This is a genomic window from Methylobacterium sp. Leaf125 (assembly GCF_001423085.1).
In the GTDB taxonomy this organism is placed as follows: domain Bacteria; phylum Pseudomonadota; class Alphaproteobacteria; order Rhizobiales; family Beijerinckiaceae; genus Methylobacterium.
Genome location: NZ_LMNU01000049.1, coordinates 23259 through 42210, shown reverse-complemented (window position 1 = coordinate 42210; position 18952 = coordinate 23259). Strand labels below are relative to the sequence as shown.

The 18952-nt window shown below is 55.6% G+C and carries 15 protein-coding genes and 4 pseudogenes; 12 read left to right on the top strand and 7 right to left on the bottom strand.

The genetic code is table 11. The annotated features are described in order from the left end of the window. Positions 1-12: 12 nt before the first annotated feature. The gene (locus tag ASF58_RS24060; RefSeq protein WP_156375890.1) at positions 13-198 is read left to right on the top strand and encodes a hypothetical protein; all 186 of its coding nucleotides are present in this window, start codon (positions 13-15) and stop codon (positions 196-198) included. Positions 199-304: 106 nt separating this feature from the next. On the opposite strand, the gene ASF58_RS24055 is transcribed toward ASF58_RS24060, so the two are convergent. Continuing rightward, positions 305-1825, bottom strand: coding sequence for an integrase family protein (locus ASF58_RS24055; RefSeq protein WP_055958871.1), 1521 nt, complete (start codon positions 1823-1825; stop codon positions 305-307). 504 nt (positions 1826-2329) lie between these two features. On the opposite strand from ASF58_RS24055, the gene ASF58_RS24050 reads away from it, so the two are divergent. The 5 genes and pseudogenes from ASF58_RS24050 to ASF58_RS24040 all read left to right on the top strand — a co-directional run. Beyond that, complete coding sequence (locus ASF58_RS24050; RefSeq protein ID WP_244477480.1) at positions 2330-3580, top strand: site-specific integrase; 1251 nt, start codon at positions 2330-2332, stop codon at positions 3578-3580. Positions 3581-4105: 525 nt separating this feature from the next. Then, entirely contained in the window at positions 4106-5401 is a 1296-nt protein-coding gene (locus ASF58_RS25490; RefSeq protein ID WP_162242098.1) for a hypothetical protein, read from the top strand. Then, on the top strand, positions 5382-6635 hold the full coding sequence (locus ASF58_RS25485; protein ID WP_082513299.1) for a DNA methyltransferase: 1254 nt from the start codon (positions 5382-5384) through the stop codon (positions 6633-6635). The genes ASF58_RS25490 and ASF58_RS25485 overlap by 20 nt, the downstream gene beginning before the upstream one ends. Positions 6636-6909: 274 nt before the next feature. Continuing rightward, positions 6910-8214, top strand: coding sequence for an IS701 family transposase (locus tag ASF58_RS24045; protein WP_055959190.1), 1305 nt, complete (start codon positions 6910-6912; stop codon positions 8212-8214). Between the two features lie 120 nt (positions 8215-8334). Continuing rightward, positions 8335-8778 (top strand): annotated as a pseudogene (locus tag ASF58_RS24040) (IS5 family transposase); the annotation flags it as partial. Positions 8779-8880: 102 nt separating this feature from the next. On the opposite strand, the gene ASF58_RS26425 reads toward ASF58_RS24040, so the two are convergent. Next, the gene (locus tag ASF58_RS26425; RefSeq protein WP_156375889.1) at positions 8881-9378 is read right to left on the bottom strand and encodes a hypothetical protein; all 498 of its coding nucleotides are present in this window, start codon (positions 9376-9378) and stop codon (positions 8881-8883) included. Further along, positions 9365-10405, bottom strand: a complete 1041-nt coding sequence (locus tag ASF58_RS26420) for a hypothetical protein (RefSeq protein WP_156375888.1) — start codon at positions 10403-10405, stop codon at positions 9365-9367. The genes ASF58_RS26425 and ASF58_RS26420 overlap by 14 nt, the downstream gene beginning before the upstream one ends. A 409-nt stretch (positions 10406-10814) precedes the next feature. On the opposite strand from ASF58_RS26420, the pseudogene ASF58_RS27400 reads away from it, so the two are divergent. Then, positions 10815-11394, top strand: a pseudogene (locus ASF58_RS27400) (IS630 transposase-related protein); the annotation flags it as partial. A gap of 67 nt (positions 11395-11461) precedes the next feature. On the opposite strand, the pseudogene ASF58_RS27395 reads toward ASF58_RS27400, so the two are convergent. The 3 genes and pseudogenes from ASF58_RS27395 to ASF58_RS25470 form a co-directional block, all read right to left on the bottom strand. Beyond that, positions 11462-12137, bottom strand: a pseudogene (locus ASF58_RS27395) (IS630 family transposase); the annotation flags it as partial. A gap of 557 nt (positions 12138-12694) precedes the next feature. After that, positions 12695-13147 (bottom strand): hypothetical protein, encoded by a 453-nt coding sequence (locus ASF58_RS26415; protein ID WP_156375886.1) that lies wholly within the window; start codon positions 13145-13147, stop codon positions 12695-12697. A gap of 316 nt (positions 13148-13463) precedes the next feature. Then, positions 13464-14033, bottom strand: a complete 570-nt coding sequence (locus tag ASF58_RS25470) for a site-specific integrase (RefSeq protein ID WP_082513296.1) — start codon at positions 14031-14033, stop codon at positions 13464-13466. Between the two features lie 342 nt (positions 14034-14375). Here ASF58_RS25470 and ASF58_RS26410 point away from each other — a divergent pair. The 5 genes and pseudogenes from ASF58_RS26410 to ASF58_RS26400 all read left to right on the top strand — a co-directional run. Continuing rightward, positions 14376-14711: pseudogene (locus ASF58_RS26410) on the top strand (transposase); the annotation flags it as partial. Positions 14712-14789: 78 nt separating this feature from the next. Then, a complete protein-coding gene (locus tag ASF58_RS25465) occupies positions 14790-16103 on the top strand; it encodes an anti-phage deoxyguanosine triphosphatase (protein ID WP_162242097.1) in 1314 nt (437 codons plus the stop codon). A gap of 46 nt (positions 16104-16149) precedes the next feature. Next, positions 16150-16908 carry a serine protease gene (locus ASF58_RS26405; RefSeq protein WP_156375885.1) on the top strand — a complete coding sequence of 253 codons (759 nt, stop codon included), beginning with the start codon at positions 16150-16152 and terminating at the stop codon, positions 16906-16908. Between the two features lie 442 nt (positions 16909-17350). After that, entirely contained in the window at positions 17351-17815 is a 465-nt protein-coding gene (locus ASF58_RS24025) for a hypothetical protein (protein WP_055958860.1), read from the top strand. A gap of 102 nt (positions 17816-17917) precedes the next feature. Then, on the top strand, positions 17918-18289 hold the full coding sequence (locus ASF58_RS26400; RefSeq protein WP_210166885.1) for a hypothetical protein: 372 nt from the start codon (positions 17918-17920) through the stop codon (positions 18287-18289). Between the two features lie 260 nt (positions 18290-18549). Here the strand turns inward: ASF58_RS26400 and ASF58_RS26395 are convergent, their stop codons facing one another. Next, entirely contained in the window at positions 18550-18885 is a 336-nt protein-coding gene (locus ASF58_RS26395) for a hypothetical protein (protein ID WP_156375883.1), read from the bottom strand. Between the last annotated feature and the right edge of the window lie 67 nt (positions 18886-18952).

Below are 18952 nucleotides of genomic sequence, written 5' to 3'. Positions count from 1 at the left end.
AGCGTCGGCCGCGTGAACAGGTCTAAGCGGAGGCTTGTCGAGATCGTCCTCTGGGACGGCGGGATCGGACGCCTGGAGATCTCCGGCGAACCGGGCGCCCATGGGTACCACTGGAAAACCACCGGCGGCGACGCTCGCCCCTTCCACTGGGACGAGGCGGCGAGGTGCTGGGCCCGCGTCGACGAGCCGGACGGCTGAGGGCGATCTTCCCGATCGGGTATCCCGATTTGGGTCATCTCGTAACCCATTAAAATGGCGTGACTATTTCGGTGTTTCAAATCGGGATGCCCGATCGGGAAGATCCTTACGCGGCGAGGTCGACCGGTTTGGCGTCCTCCTCGACGTCGGCCGTCGCCTTCGCGCGCTTCCCCTTGCCGGCGAGTTCGCGCTCCCTGCGCCGGCGCGCCAGCTCGGCCCCGAGCTCGACGGCCGAGGGAAGGGCGGCCGCCGCGATCGCGGCCTGCTCGTCCGACCACGCGTGCCAGCGAGCCATCAGGGTTTGCTTGAGGTCCAGGCGATCGTCCTCGGTGTAGTGGCGCTCCAACACGTCGTCGCTGCGGATGCCCTCGTTGTGGTCGACGACCATTTTGACCGTGTCCCTCGGGATCCGGAACACGGACTGGCAGACCGTCGTCATGCCGCGGCGAAGGTCGTGCGGGGAGGCAACGACCCCCATGTCGAGCAGCCTGTGATTGATCGCGGCGTCGGATAGGTGCCCGTCGGAGGCGGCATCCTTCCGCGCGGCCCGGATCTGGGGGAACAGGTACTCGCTGCCGGCATCCCGCGCCCGCGCCATCTGCTGCTGGACGAGGTCCCACAGGGCAGGCGGCAAGGGCAGGGCATGCCTGTGCTTGTCGCCCCTCTTGGCCGCGGTCTTCCTGTGCGCCGGCCCCATCGACCAGACGCCCCAGCCCGGCACCTCGGCCCACGGGACGAAGTCCTCGACGAGGGACTCGACGATGGGACGGCGACGCTGGCCCGTCAGGACGAGGAGCTGCAAGGACGTGGCGACGGTCGGCTCCAGGACGCCGGCCCGGGCGATCGCGAGGACGCGCCCGATCTCGGCGGGCTTGGCCGTGTATCCGCCCGGCACCTTGCCGTTCGCGCGGGGCTTGTCGCCCGGCGTCCGCTCGGGCGCGCGCAGGCCCGGGATCCCGGCCTCGACGCCGCTGACCTTGCGGTGTTCGTGCCGGGCGAGGTAGCTCCACATCGGCCGCAGGACGGATGCGAGGTGCTCGGCGTGGCGCTCCCGGCCCGAGGCATGGATCGCATGCACGATCGTGGCGAGGTCCTCGATCGTGATGCGCTTCACCTTCCGGTCGGCGAACACCGCGAGCTCGGGCGAGTGGAGCAGCTTGCGATAGTCCGTGTGCGTGGCCGCCCGCCGGGTGCGCGCGACTTCGGTGAGGAATGCCGTGCGGGCCTCCTCCCACGTCCACTTGTGCGGGCCCCAGGAATCCAGGAACGCCTCGACCAGGGCCGGGTCCCTTGGGCCCTTCTCCGGCTTGGGAGGGAGCTTGCGCATCTGCCGCAGCTTGTCCCCGAGCCACTTCTCGTCCGGGAGCCCGAGCCCGTCGACAAGACGGCGCCGCGCCTCCGTGGCGATCGCGCGCGCCTCCACGAGCCGCAGCAGATCCGTCGAGCCGAGCGTCAACCTGTGGGTCTTGTGGCCGGTCTCGAACTTGAAGGCGAAGCGGACGCCCCTCGGCCCGACGCGCATGAGGAGCCCGGGGCAGCCGGCGTCGATGAGGTCGTACGCCTTCCCCTTGGGGACGGCGTCGGCGACGCCTTGCTTGACGAGGGCTTCGGTGAGCTTCACGGGCATGCGGCGTACTCGGGCGGATCTCGGGCGGAGGTTTTCGGGCGGATCGCCGCCCGGGTTCTCCGCCATCCCTATCGCCAACCCGTTGCCAAAGCCTTGATCGGACATGCTAAAAGCCTGGGCTCCACCGGTTTCATGCCCGTGCCGATCCGCCCGAATGGACCCGAAAATGCTCCGTTACGAGGAATCATAATCCTTGTGTCGGGGGTTCAAATCCCTCCCTCGCTACCATGAATTTAGCCCGCTAGGTCAATGACTTAGCGGGCTTTTTCGTGCGCTCTTTGAGCCCGCAAAAAACGGCTTTACAGCTAGCTCAGTGCTAGCGCAGCTCCAAAAAAAGCTCATTGCCCTTAAGAGTTTCGTGGGGGCTCAGGGAGCAGCCTAGCGCACTTCTAGCGCAGTCATCCGCATCAAAATAACCAGACAGGGCGCATCGTGAGCACCCCAGCCAGCGCTCCAGCTGAGCGCTACCAGCTGTTCCATCGCGCAGGCAGCACGAAGTGGCAGATGCGCTTCAGCGTGCGAGGGCAGGGGCAGCTCAAACGCTCTCTGGACACCGACGACCGGGCTGAGGCTGAGCGCCGAGCGGACGCCATCTGGTACGAGGCCACCTACAGGGCCAAGCAAGGGCTGTCGGCCAAAGCGCATGGCTTTGACGCCGTGGCTGAGGAGTACATCGTGCAGATCCTAAGGGAAGTGGAGCGAGGCGAGCGGCGAGCCGATCAGGGCAAGAGCGAACCCGCAATGATTCGCCGCTTCTTCATCGGCTACTTCGGCTCCAAGCCCGTTGATGCCATCACGGACGCGGATCTGGAACGCTACGTGGAGTGGCGGCGCACCTATTGGACGGAGGGTCCAGGCAAGCTCATCATGCACATCGAATACGAACGGGGCGGGCACCGCTTGCAGAGGCCTGTAAAGCGCTCTCTGCCCACCGTGAGCCGGCAGCGCGGTGAGACTGTGGTGCTGCGAGCACTCCTGCGCTGGGCCTCCCGGCAGGGCTACCTGAAAACGCCGCCGGAAATCACGATCAAGGCTCGCCGTGCTCCGGACAACCGGCGACCCAGCTTTGAGCCCCATGATTTTGCCAAGCTCGAAGCGATCAGCCTGAGCCGGCTCGTGGATCCCATCATGGACGGCACGGGTGCTCTGGTGAACGCCAATGACCGGCGCAGCTGGCGCATCAAGCGGCTCGATGACCACACCCGGCGTGATCGCACCCTGCTGCACGCCTACATGATGATCGGCGCGTTCTCAGGCCTACGACCAACGGAGATGTACAATCTCACTTGGGGTGACGTGCTGGGCTACCGCGCGGGCAGACGCAAGCCTGTAGATCAGCGAGACATCCGGCTGCAGGTGCGAGGCAAGGGTAAAAGCGGCAAGGCGATCCCGCAGAAGGCAGCGATCCCATGGTTCGACACGCTTTGGATGCTCTTCCAGCGCAGCATGGAGCGGGAACCCACGGACGCCGATCCAGTATTCGCAAACGACCAGGGCAAGCGCATCACCTCAGTTGCGAACGGCTTCACTCAATTGCTCAGGGCAGCCGGCCTGGAGCGGGATCACAGGGGCATCAAGCGCACGCCGTACTCGCTGCGACACTTTCACATCAGCGAGCAGCTGGCGAACGGCGCGGAGGTCATGGACGTGGCCCGGAACTGCCGGACGAGCTTGGTGATGATCGACAAGCACTATTGCCAAGTTCGGCTAGAACGTGTGGCAGATCGGCTGAGGCCTGAGTGGACACGAACGTAAGCTATAGACAGCATCGCAGCGACACTAGGCTTTGCCGGATTTCCGAAGGACTACTCTGGGATCCGCTGAAAATGAGGGACTGTTCCGTCTTCAGTCCACCTGGTGCACATCTCCTGCAAAAAGAACACACGAATCCTCACAGAACGGATTAAGGCCAACGACTCGCACATCTAGCCCGAAGGACATGACTCAGCCTTACCGCATTAACTATAAACAAAACCGAGGATCACTATACCACCGCGCATTCATCGCATACCGCAGATATCGTGACAATAAAAAGCAAGAACACCAAATAAGAAAAGGAAGCAAAAAGTAAATTATTTGTGGAAAAACGGGTACGTTCGCCCGGCTTTAAATTGAAATCTCCCTTCCTCTGACGTATAACTTCGAATGAATAAAAATACACCATCAGGGCACTCGCTGCAGATGAATCTATTTACTGCTCCGGCATCCGGCGAGCTTTTGATGATCTCGCCAAAGGAAGCAACAAACACATGCCTCGGGATAAACGACTCCGTGACAAATGTGAGCGAACTCCCCTTAAATCCAGTACACAATGCACAGTATAGCTTTCAGAATGTCCGCCGCAGCACGGTGACAAAATGGACGCATGGTTTGCATAAATATCCAGCAAAGTTTATACCTCAAATTCCACGATGGGCGTTAGCACACTGCGGTCCAGTCCACGGGAAGACAGTATTAGACCCATTTTGCGGCTCCGGGACTACATTAATAGAGGCTGGCCTTGCGGGAGCCGATACGCGCGGGCTGGATGTCAGCCCTGTTGCGGTGACAATAAGCGAAGCGAAGACCACTATTACCAATCTCAGTGCGAGTCATTTCAGCAAACTACTATCTGAAATTAATGATCTCGCGCTAGATCAGCTTGATGCCATCCGAAATTCATTTGGCTCTTCAGTAGGCCAGAATTGCAATGGCCTCCATTTTACATGGTCAAATTGGTTCGGGGTTGACGAAATATCGGGACTAGTTGCGACCAGAGAAGCAATAATGGCTCTTGCACCAAAAACTGAAAGGTCTTTCCTGCTCGCCTGCTTGTCATCCGTTAGCAAGAGCTGCTCATACCTTGATGAAGACCAAATCAAGGTTCGATTAGATAAAAACAAAAAGCCGCTTGCGCCATTATCAACATTCACCCGCTTCTCACTCGAAGCATTTATGACTCAGGCCACTTTGGCAAAGGCTTATACTTCAGCTGGAGCATCATTCTCAGTTGATCGTGGATCAGCTGATGCTCTCCCTTATAATTCTCAATCGATCGATGTGATTGTAACCTCTCCTCCATATATGAATGCAATCGATTATACTATGAATCATAAGTATAATATGTTTATCTTAGGGTTGATTCAGCCAGAGAATTTTAAAGATCATTGTAGGGAATATATAGGAATCACGGAACGAGCCGTGCGCACGAAGGATGCACTGCAGGTTGGGAGTACAAATAACCAGGTCGCGGACGGATTTATTGAGAGCTTGATTGACGAAGGGTCAGCCCTCACAGCAAATCGCGCATACGTCGTCTACCAATATTTCTCAAGAATGAAAATGATGTTTGCGGAAAGCTTTCGTGTATTACGACCTGGTGGACGAGCGGCCTTTGTAGTCGGCGAGACGAACAGAGTATGTGGTCACCTTATACCCACTGCAGAGATTTTAGAAGATATGGCGAATTCGGAGGGACTTGCGACGGACCTGCGCTTCGCCCATGTCATGGCAAATCGTAGCAGTATGCGCCTAAATAGATCTCAGACAGGCGGACAGATTAATCGGGAAATGATTTATGTATTTTCAAGACACTAATGTTCTTTGCACCAATCTAAAAGCGCGCAGACATTCGGAGGGAAGCCTTGGAATCCATCCTTATTTTGGAAAAATTGATCCAGCGTTAGCAAATGCGTTAATTGAGAAGCTGTCCAGCCCCGGTCAGCTCGTCCTTGACCCGTTTTGCGGAAGTGGAACCGTGCTGCATGAGGCGATCTGCCTTGGTCGTGACGCAACTGGCTGGGATACGAGCGACGTAGCATTGCTAATTGCCGCAGGAAAGTGCGTAGGTTTCACTGCCGCAGAAGCGCACGAACTTAACTCGCTTTACGAATTTTTTGCAGGATACGTGAAACAGGACAATCTGCTACAGAAGATCATACCAGATGCAATTAACATACCTGCTATGCCTCGGGTAAGAGAACCCAGCACTTGGTTTACTATCAATGCCTTGAAAGAACTTGCTTTCATACGAAATGAATTGAAAGAGAGGCAGTTCCAGTATCGGGAGGCTGAGCTTCTGGCGGAGCTGGCATTCAGCAGGATTATCACAGCTGCCTCAAACCAGCAGGGAGAGTCGACCTATAGACGCGTTGCTAAACCCAATTTTCAAGGCAGAGTTATACAACTTTACTGCAAGTCATTGCGCGCAACAATGTCTTCGGCAAACAAGTTCTCACAGCTGGTCAGCGAATCCGGACTAATTGAGCAAAAGAGATTAAAGCAAATCGATAATGTGACAGAAATCAATCTCCCGGGCTCTGTGGTAACCCTTAAAAAGCACGATGCTCGTATGCATGATGCAATTTCCCAACAGTCTGAATCCGTCGACTTGGTTGTAACCTCACCTCCATATTTAATGTCTTGGGACTACGGGCTATACCACAAATTTAGATTCTATTGGCTCGGGTATAACCTTGATAGCTATGAGGAAACAGAAATTGGTCGTCATCTTAGGCGCCAAAATGATGATGTTATGCGCTATAAAGCAGATATGGCCAATGCATTCAAGTCGCTTCAGAAAGTCGTGAAGAAAAGCGGCTATGTGGCTATGGTAAATGCCCCATCTGTGGTCCACGGTAGTTTGGTGGATACTAATGAGCTGCTTGTGGAGTGCGCAGCGGGAAGCGGCTTTGATCATATAGGAACTGAGATATCACTCCACATCCCAGGACCACACCACGGGATGTACAGCAGCCTAACTGCCCGCGGCACGAAAACAGCAGGAGTTAGTGGCAAGCGGGAACACGTTGTTTTGCTCAGAAAACGGTGAAGAAGACGAAGGTGCAAGGCAACCTTGAGCGGTCAATTCACCTTAGCCTAGTGGTTTGCCTCAAGCTTTTTGGAAGACCGCGCTCCGTATAAAAAACGGAAGCTCGCCGGCGCCGTGCCTTACTGCGGGCCTGGCACTTAACTATCGGGCTAGCACCGCGACGTTATTTATTCGGTCTCGAGTTAAGGCGGATTAGCACTACTTTGGCAGATTGACGGAACGGGGCAGGTTTTCATGGATTCGTGTGCCATGGCGATGGTCATGGGTGATCGCGATGTCAGGGGCTGGTGGATGGCGTGACGACCTGGATCGGTGGCTTCAGCCGTTCCTTGCGGGCCTGTCGCATCGGGCGCGCCGGGCGATGTGCCCACTCTATGTGGCCGGGCTGATCGGCCTGGGCGATCGGAAAAGCGTCCAGCCGATGGCGACGCGGGGCGACGGGGTTCCCTACGATCGGCTGCACCAGTTCATCGCGGCCGGGATCTGGGGTGAGGCGCCGCTGCAGCAGGCGCTTCTCGGCGAGGCCGATCGCCTGGTCGGTGGTTCGGATGCGATCCTCGTCGTCGACGACACCGCCTTGCCAAAGAAGGGCAACCGCTCGGTCGGGGTGGCACCGCAATACGCCACGACGCTGGGCAAGACCGCCAATTGTCGGACGCTGGTTTCGCTCAGGCTGGCACGCGGCGAGGTGCCCGCGGCGGTCGGCCTGGCGCTATTCCTGCCCGAGACCTGGACGAACGATCCGGACCGGATGGCATCGGCCGGCGTCCCTCAGGATCGGCGTACAGCCCGCACCGAGTTAGAGGTCGCCATCGCGGAGATCGACCGGGTCCGGGAGGGTGGCGTGCGCTTCGGCTGCGTGCTGGCCGATGCGGGTTATGGCTGTTCCGCCCCGTTCCGGCAGGCTTTGAGCGAGCGCGGCTTGAGATGGGCCGTCGGGATCACAGGGCGCAACAAGGTCTACCCGGCCGACGTGGCAATGATCTTCCCCGTGGCAGGGCGTGGGCGACCGCGCCAGCGTTACGTGCCGGATCAGGTCTCCGTCGCGGCCGAGACGATCCTTGCGGACATGACAGGGCGATCAGTGACCTGGCGGCACGGGACCAAGGGTCGGCTACGGGCGCGCTTTTGCGCCCTACGCTTACGGATGGCCGATGGTCCGACCCAACGGATCGGCACGATGGGCGATCAACATCTGCCCGGGGAGGCTGTCTGGCTGGTCCGCGAGGAGCGCGGCTCGGGCGAGCGCAAGTTCTACCTCTCGAACCTGCCCGCCGATGCGACCCTCAAGCAGCTCGCCGCCATGATCAAGGCTCGCTGGATCTGCGAGCAGGCGCATCAGCAGATGAAGGAGGAGCTCGGCCTTGATCACTTCGAGGGCCGCTCCTGGATTGGTCTGCATCGCCATGCGCTGATGACGATGATGGCCTACGCCTTCCTCCAGTCCCGGCGCCTCGCAGCAGCCGGGCGGAAAAAAAAGAATCGCCTGCCCACCGCCCGAGTCCTCGATGCCGGCGATCCGACAGGCCATCCTCGATCACCTCAGCCGACCGCCACCCCCGCGATGCCCGCATTGTGACGTCGTCCTCGGACTGCCACCTTAAATGCAATTTGCCAAAGTAGTGTTAGGTTGCGAACCCATAATGGGTGGCACGGTTGAGCTGCGGCATCGTTAGCTCTCGGACACGGAGGGTTCTGGATGGCGCGGTTTGATCTAACGGATACAGAGTGGGCGGTGATCGAGCCGGTGCTGCCGACGGACGTGTGCCGCAAGGATCGGGTGGATGACCGGCGGGTGCTGAACGGCATCTTCTGGAGGGTGCGTCAGGTGCCTGTTCCGCAGTAAAGCACAGCGCGCCACGGTCCTCACACGACCTGCAGCAACCGTTTCCGGCGTTGGCGCAAGCGCAGGATCTGGGACCGGCTTCTGGATGCTGTGTCAAAGGCTCACGAGGGCGACCTGCATATGATCGATTCCATCAGCGTACGGGTGCACCAGCATGCTGCCTGTACCCAAAAAAAGATGGCGGATCCGGTGGCATGGACCGTTCGCGAGGCGGCCTGACAAGGAAGATCCACGCGCTGGTGGATGCAGAGCAGCGTCCCGTGGCGCCCAAGATCACGGACGGCCAAAGCGCATGACGGGCGCTCGGTTTTTCAGATGTCCGAACAGGCGTTCGATCTGGTTGCGGCGGCGATAAGCCTTGCGGCTGAGTGGGTGTGGAACTGCGTCAGCCAGTAAAGATCACTGTGCTTTGGATAAAATATTTTTCCCAAAATCAGATGAGCTTGAAAAAACAATAGGTGTCCTGGCCGCGATAAAGCAGATAGTAATTTCTGCACATCCAGAGACCTGAAAAGCGATCCTCTCTATTGTAGCCAGATTGCATATGCCGGTCTGACAATAAGCCAGCAGTAAATGTTGGACGCCTACTACCCCGGCGGCCGCTGCCAACTCGTTAATCAAGCCTTCTTGTCTTTTCCTATAAGTTCTTAGACTCGCCTCTGCTTTTTGAAAAGCTCCGTCGATTTCCACCAACAATATATAATCTCCTTTCATTGCGACGATGTCTGGAATGGGAAATCTCTGGCTTTCAAAAATGTGCAGGCATGCTCCCTGTAACCCTTTCCCGCCCCTCGAAACTCTTCCCGCATCAGTGAAAACGACACTCCACGCAGCTTGTTTTAAAGCCTCACTGAGATGGTAATTACAGTGTGATTGATCAATCTTAATTAGCGCCAAGGAAGACTACCTTATCAGCGATTTCGAATGGCAGCCTCTTGTATAGAGCTGTAGCGTCCTTTCCGTCTTTGAAGAACGGGAAGCCATTAGGAAGATAAGTAAAACTTACTGTTAGGGATTTTATTTGTTTACCTTGATCATCAAAACAGTAAAGATACTTCGCAGCAGCTATCATACCGATATATGGATCCATTTGCCCGGATCCCTTCTTGATCCAACTAATACGATCAGGCTTAGCACCAATATGGACAGTGACTTCACGAGAGCCATTTTCGATGCATGGAAGCTCAGGAGCTGGTTCATGCTCTAAGGCATACCTGAGTTGCGTACCAACATTGGACATGACAGATCGCCGGATTTTTGAAAAGTTCTCTTTGTTATTCGATATAATTGCGTCGATATATCCAAATGCAATTTTTTCTGCGTGGTCCTCGCTATCTATCTTAGATCCATCCGAGGAGTAGAAAAGGGGCAGAGGACTGTGATCTGGATACCGGCGGTAAAGAGCTGCGAATACAGCAAGGTATCTGTACAAGCCCCAGCGGTCTCCTCGCTTTGTTAGATCAAGACCAACCGTTCCTTGTAGAGCAATACTTGGCACACCTAAGTTTGCGGCTTTGATCAAACGTGGCATTCTCTGAAACACGTTCATTCGTACAATGTGCGTCGTGTCTTCCAAGACGAATGCTGGCTCGTTCCCAAAGCTCGCCATTATATCACAAGTACAATATTGAACTAGCCCCGTAACTGAATTTGGCGCTAATATTATTTCGTCAAAAGTGTCCACTGCGCGGTCATTGCTAGTGGTATAATATTCTCCTCCGGTGTACTTGTTGTGCCGCTCTCTTGGCGAGCGTTTTGCAACAAAAATGCGTTCAATGTTCAGCTTGGTGGCGGTGTTATCTGCACGAGCTAAAAAGTTCCTCGCTTCTTCGGGCGACTCTGCCCATATAGTGAGCGGCTTGCTAGTGACTGCTTTGCCAAGCCCTATCATTGAGGCTGGCCTGTCGGTGTTGGTGATTATCATTTTTCGGCAGAGCCTGTGTTTTCTCGCTTCCTCCGAGGTTTCTAGTCCGCTGGATGGTGGCTAGGCAATGCTACTAGATGATACCAATAGACTGCGACGGAGGCTCACGGGGCGTTCGCGGCACGGCAATCATGACTCGACGAGGAGCAGCGAAAAGGTCTGCCATTTCTGCTGCCATGACGTTGCGCTGGGACATCGGCTCCGATGACCTGCAGCGGTTGGTCAAGATGAGCCAGGATGCCGGACGGAACCGCCGACTTTGGGCGCCGGCGATCTACGACGCTGGGCAGCGAGATGGATGCGGCGCGGACCGAAGCGGTGGGCCTGCAGACAGTGCGCAATTGGATCCGAGTACATCTTCCGAACGGCCTGAAACGGTCTGCGTGGCTAGTCGGTGAGGAGAATACCTATGTCCTTAGCCCTGTCCATCGATCTACGTGAACGCCGTAGGAGCCGTTGAAGCCGGGCCTTCGCGGCATCAGGCGGCCGAGCGCTTCAAGGTCAGCCTGGCCAGTGAGAGCCGATGGTGCGGGCAGCTCGCGCGTGAGGGGCACGTCGCCCCCAAGCCATTGGTAGAAATCAGCGCTCGCATCGAATCGAGACGCATGCCGACCTGATCCTGACGCTCTATGAGCATCAGTCGTACATCTTCCTTCATGAGCTAAAGACAGCCCTGACCGAGCATGGCCGCTACGTGGCCCAGAGCAGCCTGTCGCGATGCTTCAAGCGCTATAAAATCACGCCGAAAAAGCACCGGCCACGCCGTCGAGCAGGCCAGGTCGAACGTGAAGGCTGCCCGTGAGGCGTGGTTCGAGGGGCAACCCGATCTCGATCCGGACCGCCTCGTGTTCATCGACAAAACGGCAGCCACCGTCGCCATGGCTCGGCGCTACGGATGCGCTCCACGAAGCGAGCGCTGCCGCATGAGCGCGCCCCAGGGCCATCGGAAAACCGCAACTTTCACGGCTGGTCTGCGCGCCAGCGGCATCACTGAGCCCTAGATGCTCGACGACGCGGTGAACTGGTACGCCTACCACACCTATGTCAAGGCCGTGCTAAAAGCACCTGCTCGACGTAGGCAAGGAACCAGTCTCGCGTCATCGGCCCGTCGAGCACCATGGACGCGCTCACCCCCGACAGGCGAAAGCCCGCAACGAACGTCGTCGTGAGCCAATGACCATGCGGGATGCCCGAGCGTAGGCGCTGACCGCGAGCACAGCGACCGCGCAGGCGCGCCATACGGGTGGAGAGGCCAGTCTCATCGATGAAGATCAGGCGCTCGGGATCGAGATCAGGCTGCGCTGCAAACCACGCCTCACGCGATGCGGCCACGTCAGGGCGATCCTGATCGGTTGCGTGCGCTGACTTTTTTTCCATGTCACCGCCCGGCGGGCGAAGAAACGCCAGAGCGTACCCAATCCGACCGAGACGCTGCGCTCGGTACGCAGACGCTCCTGCATCTCGGCGTGCGTGATGTCGCTGCGCGGTCCTTCGGTTCGTCCTTCTCTTCGGTGAAGCCGAGCAGGAAGGCTTCGTGCACATCGAGCTTGGAGCCGGGTGGACGGCCCTGACGCTGAGCCTGCGTCTCTCCTGTCGTCGTGGCGTGCGCGGCCCAGCGGATCACCGTAGCGATACCGACCCGATAGCGCAGGGCCGCGGCCCGACGGGACAGACCTGCTCCCACCGCGTCTAGGACGCGAATACGCAGATCGGGACTGTAGGCACGGACCATGGCGATCCCCCTGACGAACCTTCAGGGATCAACGCTCACCTCGCCCCAACGACTCAGGGATCGTGGAAAACGCTCTAGTGCACCGACGCGAACATGCGATCGAAAGGCGCGTTGCTAAACACCTATAATACAAAGGGAATTTCTGATGCCTCGTGTATCCTTTGAGGGCATCAGTTTACTAGCGGCCATGATCCGCGCACGTAACAGCCACGCAGCACACCTCTGATGGCGAATAAATGGCTCAGTGCCGAACTCAGTCACGTTGCCCATTATGGCAATCTGCCTATACTGCCACCTGTTATTAACGCGGCTCCGACCGACCAATACAAAAGCAAAAATCTTCTGCCGAAATAACATTATCTCAGTGCATTGACAAATGACTGCCCACCCCAAAAAAGCAGCATTCACACATCATTGCGCAACCCAACCGGACCGACAAAAGGGCCAATCCACTAAAGCAAACATTTAAAAAAGATCTCCATATACAAAAATAATTACTAACGCCTTAATTTTCGTGCAAATCTTCTTTGTTGTAAAAAGTTACGCACGTGCCGCATCTAGATGGATGAAGTGCACGGAGCCTGTGGTGAATTTCGCTGCATCATTACTCCTTCAATCACTAATCCATCGTCATTATCTAGCCGCTTCAAACTAGTTCTGAAAATCTGCCTTGAATCACCGGTACCTAGTATTTTTATTATGCCCTTCAATTCCTGAACTGGCACCCACGATTCTTCCGGAAGGATGACTAATTTTCTAGTTGATATAGCAGATGCATAAGAGGTGTCATAATTTCCACCAAACTTCATCTTCGTAAAAGGGGGGTCAAGAACGACCCTAATGTCGGAAAATTTACTTATTCCGCTCGAAACATACGTGATCAACTTGTCTCCAGGCACAATGAAAGCAGCAAGTTTCAATTTTGTTTCTGGTATACCAAACCGGACGAACCCTTCCGCTTTGTCAATGAGCCAATTCTCATAACGTTCTACAATGATCCAGTAAGCCATAGGGCAAAATCGCCTGCACGATCCCGTTCACGAACTTCCAATCGAAGTGCGCCTCCGCTCTGCTGCCAGCACGAAGGTGGGAGGTCAATCATTTTGCACGCATCCACAGGTGGAGGCTCGAGAGTTCGTCTGAGAATGCGCGGTCTTGACCTGCTCCTCACTCCTACAGCGCATGCGCGGCAACCTCATGAGCCGTTTCTACGGAGAACCGAATGATGCTGTGATTATTTTATTTATTTGATCCTGAAAACTTCTCCGACTCAAACTAGACCATCAACTATATAATAGCCGACATTCCTATACATTGCGCCCTCTGTCAAAGTACCTCCACGGCTATTCGCATCATTTGATCATTAACATCGATATACCGCTGTGTAGTTGAGAGATGCTGATGCCCTGCAAGCATCATGATTGCTTTTGGCGATATCCCGGCGTGTGCCAGGCGCGTAATGAACCAGCGCCGGCCGCTGTGACTTGAACCACCGTCCAAGCCGGCTTGCGTGTAAAAGCCCTTCATCAGCTGCGTGAGAACGTTCGCGCTAAACGCCCTGCGCTTGTGGGTGACGAGCACCGGCTGCAGCAAAGCAGGGGTCTGCACAAAGCTGGTACCACACTGCTCTATCTCCTTGCGCAGTCGGGCGTTCAGAAACACCACTCGGGCGCGCCCACCCTTTGTTACGGTCGCGCTCAACCGGAGTTGCTCACGTACCTTCCCTTCATTATCAAGAAGGTCACCCCAGCGTAACGCTGCTATCTCGCCGACTCGAAGGCCTCCGAAGTAGCTCAGCATAAGAGCCAAACGGTTGCGCGGCCCAAACCTGCCTTGGCTCACTACCGCAACAAGCCGCTTGAACTCCACATCAGTGGGTACCCTAGCCTGCTTCATTAGAACCTCATATCTTGCACCGTTCGGCGACAAAACATGATGTATCCAAAAGACCAAAAGGGCCAGGTTATGACATAATTCTTTGGGATCAAGAACTTAACGCTGAATCCGACATCACATAATACAGCTTTTATGACGTTATCTCAGCGTTGATGTTCAGGCCATTCTTCACCCTGTCACAGTTTGGATTATCTCACTGGACCTGCTCAAACCCGTCATCGCCTGAACGGATTGCCTGCGTTTGCGTTTTGCCCCTCCGGAGAGGAACGATGCTGAACGACGCACGATGATCCGACCTCGAGCCTTTGGTGGAGGCGTGCGGCACAGATCTTCACCGTAGTCGGTCAGGCTCATGAACTACCCCACGCTGTTCCCCTCTTCGACCAGCTTCCGGGTATGTCCAAGTGGGTGGTGAGCGATCGCGGCTACACCAGTCACGCCTTCTGCGAGCACATCTGGAACATGGGCGCACGGCCCGCGATAACGCTTCAGCGCCACGAAGCGCCCGTCGCATGTCCGGACGGGATCTAAAACAACCGCGATCAAGTCGAGCGCTTTTGGGCCAGGCTCAAGGAGTGGCGCGCCATCGCAACCCGCTATGAGAAGACCACCGCTAGCTTCATGGGCGTCTGCTGCCCCACCGCCGCACTGATTGGCTCAAGCAATGACACGCCCTGAATGTCAATGCTTGGTGCATCAATTAAACCGGCTTGCGCTCGCCAACGAAGAACGGCCACAATGCGGCACAGGGAGGCGATGATGATAAGCCAGGGCGATCCAAAGCTACTCGAAGAAGCCGTACATGGGCCGAATCCAGCGCGCCCTGGTGACAATAGAAGCACCTACAAGAGGGAGCGAGCGCGAATTTTGCACTCCTCTGCGTTTCGAAGGCTACAAGGAAAAACTCAGGTGATGGGAGTGGGGGAGGGTGATTTCCATCGCACCCGCCTGACACATTCTATCGAGGTAGCTCAGATCGGAGAAGGTATACTTGACGTTCTTCAGGACAGGCATCGCAACGAGGCAGAAATTATCCGCTGGCTTCCATGCCACGATCTTCTCAGCTCAGCCTGTTTCGCTCATGATTTAGGGCACCCACCATTCGGTCACGCTGGTGAAGTCGCGCTTCAGGAAAAGATGTCGAATTCGGGCGGTTTCGAAGGGAATGCCCAAACACTCAGAATTATCGCGCGCTTGGAAAAGTACACTGAACTTCACGGAATAAACCCCTCTAAGCGGCTGGTTCTGGCCGTTCTAAAATATCCCGTCCCTTACTCAGCTTCGGCCATTGAAAAGTGGGCGCCCAAACCCCCGAAATGCTACTACGACGAAGACCAAGACATAGTCACCGCAGCTTTGAAAGATTTCTCTAAAGATGACCTTTATTATATCACTAAGTTAAGTAGTGCAAGCAAGCCTAAGCCCATGAGAAGATCTCTAGACGCAGCAATAATGGAACTTGCTGACGACATCGCCTACGGGGTTCACGACCTAGAAGATGTTGTAGGTCGAAAGTTTGTGTTGAGAGAGGAGCTAGACAGTTTATTGACGACTCTTTTTGCTGACATCGGCATTTTGAAAAGCGACGCCGCAAACGGACAGAATGACCAGATGTCGAAGGAAAATATTATTAGAGGCTTATTCGGTTCATCGGTCGAAAGAAAGGAAACAATCGGTCGCCTAGTTAATATATTCGTCACTAGCGCGAAGGTAGGTGTGGATACTGACGTTTCGCACGGGCTATTCAGACACACAATCGAAATATCAGCTCCTCTTAGGAAAGCACTTGACTTTCTCAGCGACAAGGTAACTTTTGATCTAGTGATACTAAATCCACGCGTGGCCCAGCTTGAGCGACGCGGGCAACGTATGGTGCAGATGGTCTTCGATGAGCTTTTAAATAGTCCAGACCGCTTTATTCCAAAGCACTCGTTAAAAAGCCTAATTGCCGTAGGCTCGGAACGTCGTGCTGTCTGCGATTATGTAGCTGGTATGACTGACCCTTATGCCGAGAGGGTCTACCATCGCCTGTTTACGCCAGGAGCCGGAAGCAGCTGGGATGAACTCTAAAATGCTGCGCTTGTAAAGCAACTAAATGAATTCGCCCGATTTTTAAATGAGTACGCACCTGGATCTGCCTAATATCAAAGAATTGCTAGCTGGCAGCTTTGGTCAGGAGCTGCTTCTCGTTGCAAGAAATTGCACAACGTCCGTCAGCTTTTCGGCACCAAACGAAGACGGTTGGTTGCCACTTAAAAGCGGCAGTGCGTTCGCACTTCGTACTCCAAAAAAGCTTGTGCTCGTCACCGCAAAGCACGTTTACCAAGATTACCTAAAGCTCCGATCCGAACACAACAAAGCTAGATTCCAGGTCGGGAGTATCGAGTTTTTGCCAGAAAATCGTCTTTTAGGTTTGGGAAACAGAACTGACATCGTCACGTTCGATTTATCTCAAGAGGAGCTGACTAAACTGCAAAAGGTCCCCTTAACTTTTTGGCCGCCAGTTCCACCACGGGAAGATGCTCCCGTTTTGTTTGCCGGATTTCCAGGACGTGAACGTTCAAAAGTGGGATCAGACTCATTTCAGGCAGGAATGTTCCTTGCAACTGGTAGAACGATAAGCGTGACCAATGAACAGATCAAAACACAGATCGAACATGACGCCCTCATCGACCCTTTCGCGCTGGGCCGGATACCCGACCCCGGCTACGACATCGGTGGAATGAGCGGCGGACCTATGATCAGCCTCCTCTGGAGCGGCTCACTTTTGTATTGGGCCCTAGGCGGTGTCATTTCAGAGGGCTGGCCGACCTTAGACCTAATCATAGCGCACTCGGCGGACGGCATCACAGAGTTGGGGACAGTCCGCTTCTAAGTGGGGACTAAACGCACCTACGATTGACCGTGCCATAGAGCGAAAGGACTAAATTTGAGGCACAACCCTTTTTGGAGCAAGTTTGAGTCCGTTTTGCGTGCGAAAGATTGATGGCGTTTTCGGCCACGGAGCTGACGTTCCAAGTGAACCGGCAGCTCACGGCATCTAGGCAATCAGCGCACTCGCGGTGCAGACCGCGGCGAAGTCCTCCTGAAGTTCGCTCAACGACCCTGCGCCGTTCCAATGCGACAAGGCGCTTTTAGTTCAGCAGCTTCTCGACGTCGCAGTACTATAAGCATTGAACGAGACACCAAGGTTGGCAACGCTCGATCATAAAGAGAGATCGGAGGAACCAACGTCCAACAATCCAAGGTTGAACTATAGGATCACGGCAGTAACATCTTCGCATGGGAGTCGCAACGGGCCTCAACGGAGATGCAAAATGTCAGTGCTCAAGTCCCTCAAGCTCAGCAACGCCGCCCCAGTCGCAGCGGCCAACGATCCGCTGCATCGAGCTCGCGACAAGCTGCTGGGCGCCCTAACCGATCAACGTGCCTATGCCACTGCAACGGTAGCGGGCGAACACTATACGCCACCGAAGAACATCGTAAGCCGTAAGAACGAGGCGGGTGAGCGCGTGCGGATGGAAGCCAACCGGCGCATCCGCAAGGGATGGTTCCAGGATGGCGCGGGTACCGTGCATTTCCAGGTCTACGTCGGCGGCAAGCCTATGGAACTAGCCAAGGGCAAGCAGGCTGTGGAGGTAGGCACGTTGGACAAACTGCCGTCAGTGATCGACCAGTTGATCGAAGCGGTGCGCGCGGGAGAACTAGACGCCCAGATCGCCACGGCTGCCGAGGCACGCGGCCTAATGATGGCGGAGCGTCGCAAACCCCGAGCTGCTTGAGTGCGCTGGACACTACTGCGAACAGCGGCGATCCTGCTGCTCGTCACCCCGGCATGGGCAACCCTATCGGCCCCGCCGATGTGGCCTCAGCAGCTCACCAGCATGCGTCAGTGCTACGCGGCACGGCAGATCTTCATGGAAGCCGCGGGGGATGCGTCATCCCTACTGTGGTGGGCTTCCTCGGACAACCACCGGCACGGCTTCATCAACCCTTCGGTGGTGATCGAGGCACGACAACGCGTGCAGCAGATGATCGCTGCCGCTGATTGGCGCTTTACCAAACTGGCATCCCGTGAGGATGCAAGCCCGCGCGACTGCCAGCACTATGCAGAAAAAGCGGGAACGGACGTCATGCAGCTGGTGCGGGCGATCCTCGCAGGCGGCACAATTCCGGCATCAGCCCCAGCGTTTCGCACCTCTCCACTGGATCGCCACCGGAATGCGCCTGGGAAGTCCCAGGATCGCCAGCGATGATTTGCGTGTACCCAGCGCGCCGGTAGAGCGACAAGCGTCTGGACGAGCTTCCTACCGCAAATCGCAATGGAGGGTGGTGCCGATATCAACTGAACCACACAGCACCACGGGTACGAAGAGGCGCCCACAGCTTTAGGCGTCGTCGCTAGCATGATCGGAAGTAGGCGTTACAGGAAAATTCTATTAGTATGCCGCCTCTGTATATTTTGACAAATGGTCATCGCGCCAATAACGGTCCGGCAGTAATCCCAGATAGTTTCCTAAAAACGGCTTGTCCATACAGCCTTAAAGCCTTGTGGAACCTGCCAGTCGTCAAATACATTATATAATGCTTGCTTAAAAATCATAAAATTCGCATTGAACGCGACACAATCAGTCTGCGGAACATAAAACTCCGGAACTATTAAGCATAGAATTTTACTTCCATCTCTATTCTGAGCAATAATTGAATCGAAACCAGAACTCTGCTGTTGAAGCCATTGTTCTATTTCACCGGAGTGATCGCCTGAGATCGTCAAAATTCTCTGGTTTCTACTTAAAATCCCAGCTAATTTTGTTGCTTCATCTCGATTCAACAGCTCGATTTTGTTTGCCATTGGCCGCCAATCCTTTGAGATCACGGCTATGCAGGCAGATTCCTAAGAATTTGATACCAAACAGCCC

Excerpts from the sequence above, each read along its gene's own strand:
- ASF58_RS24055 (WP_055958871.1), bottom strand. The coding sequence starts at position 1,825 with ATGCCCGTGAAGCTCACCGAAGCCCTCGTCAAGCAAGGCGTCGCCGAC.
- ASF58_RS24050 (WP_244477480.1), top strand. The coding sequence starts at position 2,330 with ATGCGCTTCAGCGTGCGAGGGCAGGGGCAGCTCAAACGCTCTCTGGAC.
- ASF58_RS25485 (WP_082513299.1), top strand. The coding sequence starts at position 5,382 with ATGTATTTTCAAGACACTAATGTTCTTTGCACCAATCTAAAAGCGCGC.
- ASF58_RS24045 (WP_055959190.1), top strand. The coding sequence starts at position 6,910 with ATGTCAGGGGCTGGTGGATGGCGTGACGACCTGGATCGGTGGCTTCAG.
- ASF58_RS26420 (WP_156375888.1), bottom strand. The coding sequence starts at position 10,405 with ATGATAATCACCAACACCGACAGGCCAGCCTCAATGATAGGGCTTGGC.
- ASF58_RS26415 (WP_156375886.1), bottom strand. The coding sequence starts at position 13,147 with ATGGCTTACTGGATCATTGTAGAACGTTATGAGAATTGGCTCATTGAC.
- ASF58_RS25470 (WP_082513296.1), bottom strand. The coding sequence starts at position 14,033 with ATGAAGCAGGCTAGGGTACCCACTGATGTGGAGTTCAAGCGGCTTGTT.
- ASF58_RS25465 (WP_162242097.1), top strand. The coding sequence starts at position 14,790 with ATGATGATAAGCCAGGGCGATCCAAAGCTACTCGAAGAAGCCGTACAT.
- ASF58_RS26405 (WP_156375885.1), top strand. The coding sequence starts at position 16,150 with ATGAGTACGCACCTGGATCTGCCTAATATCAAAGAATTGCTAGCTGGC.
- ASF58_RS24025 (WP_055958860.1), top strand. The coding sequence starts at position 17,351 with ATGTCAGTGCTCAAGTCCCTCAAGCTCAGCAACGCCGCCCCAGTCGCA.
- ASF58_RS26400 (WP_210166885.1), top strand. The coding sequence starts at position 17,918 with ATGCGTCAGTGCTACGCGGCACGGCAGATCTTCATGGAAGCCGCGGGG.
- ASF58_RS26395 (WP_156375883.1), bottom strand. The coding sequence starts at position 18,885 with ATGGCAAACAAAATCGAGCTGTTGAATCGAGATGAAGCAACAAAATTA.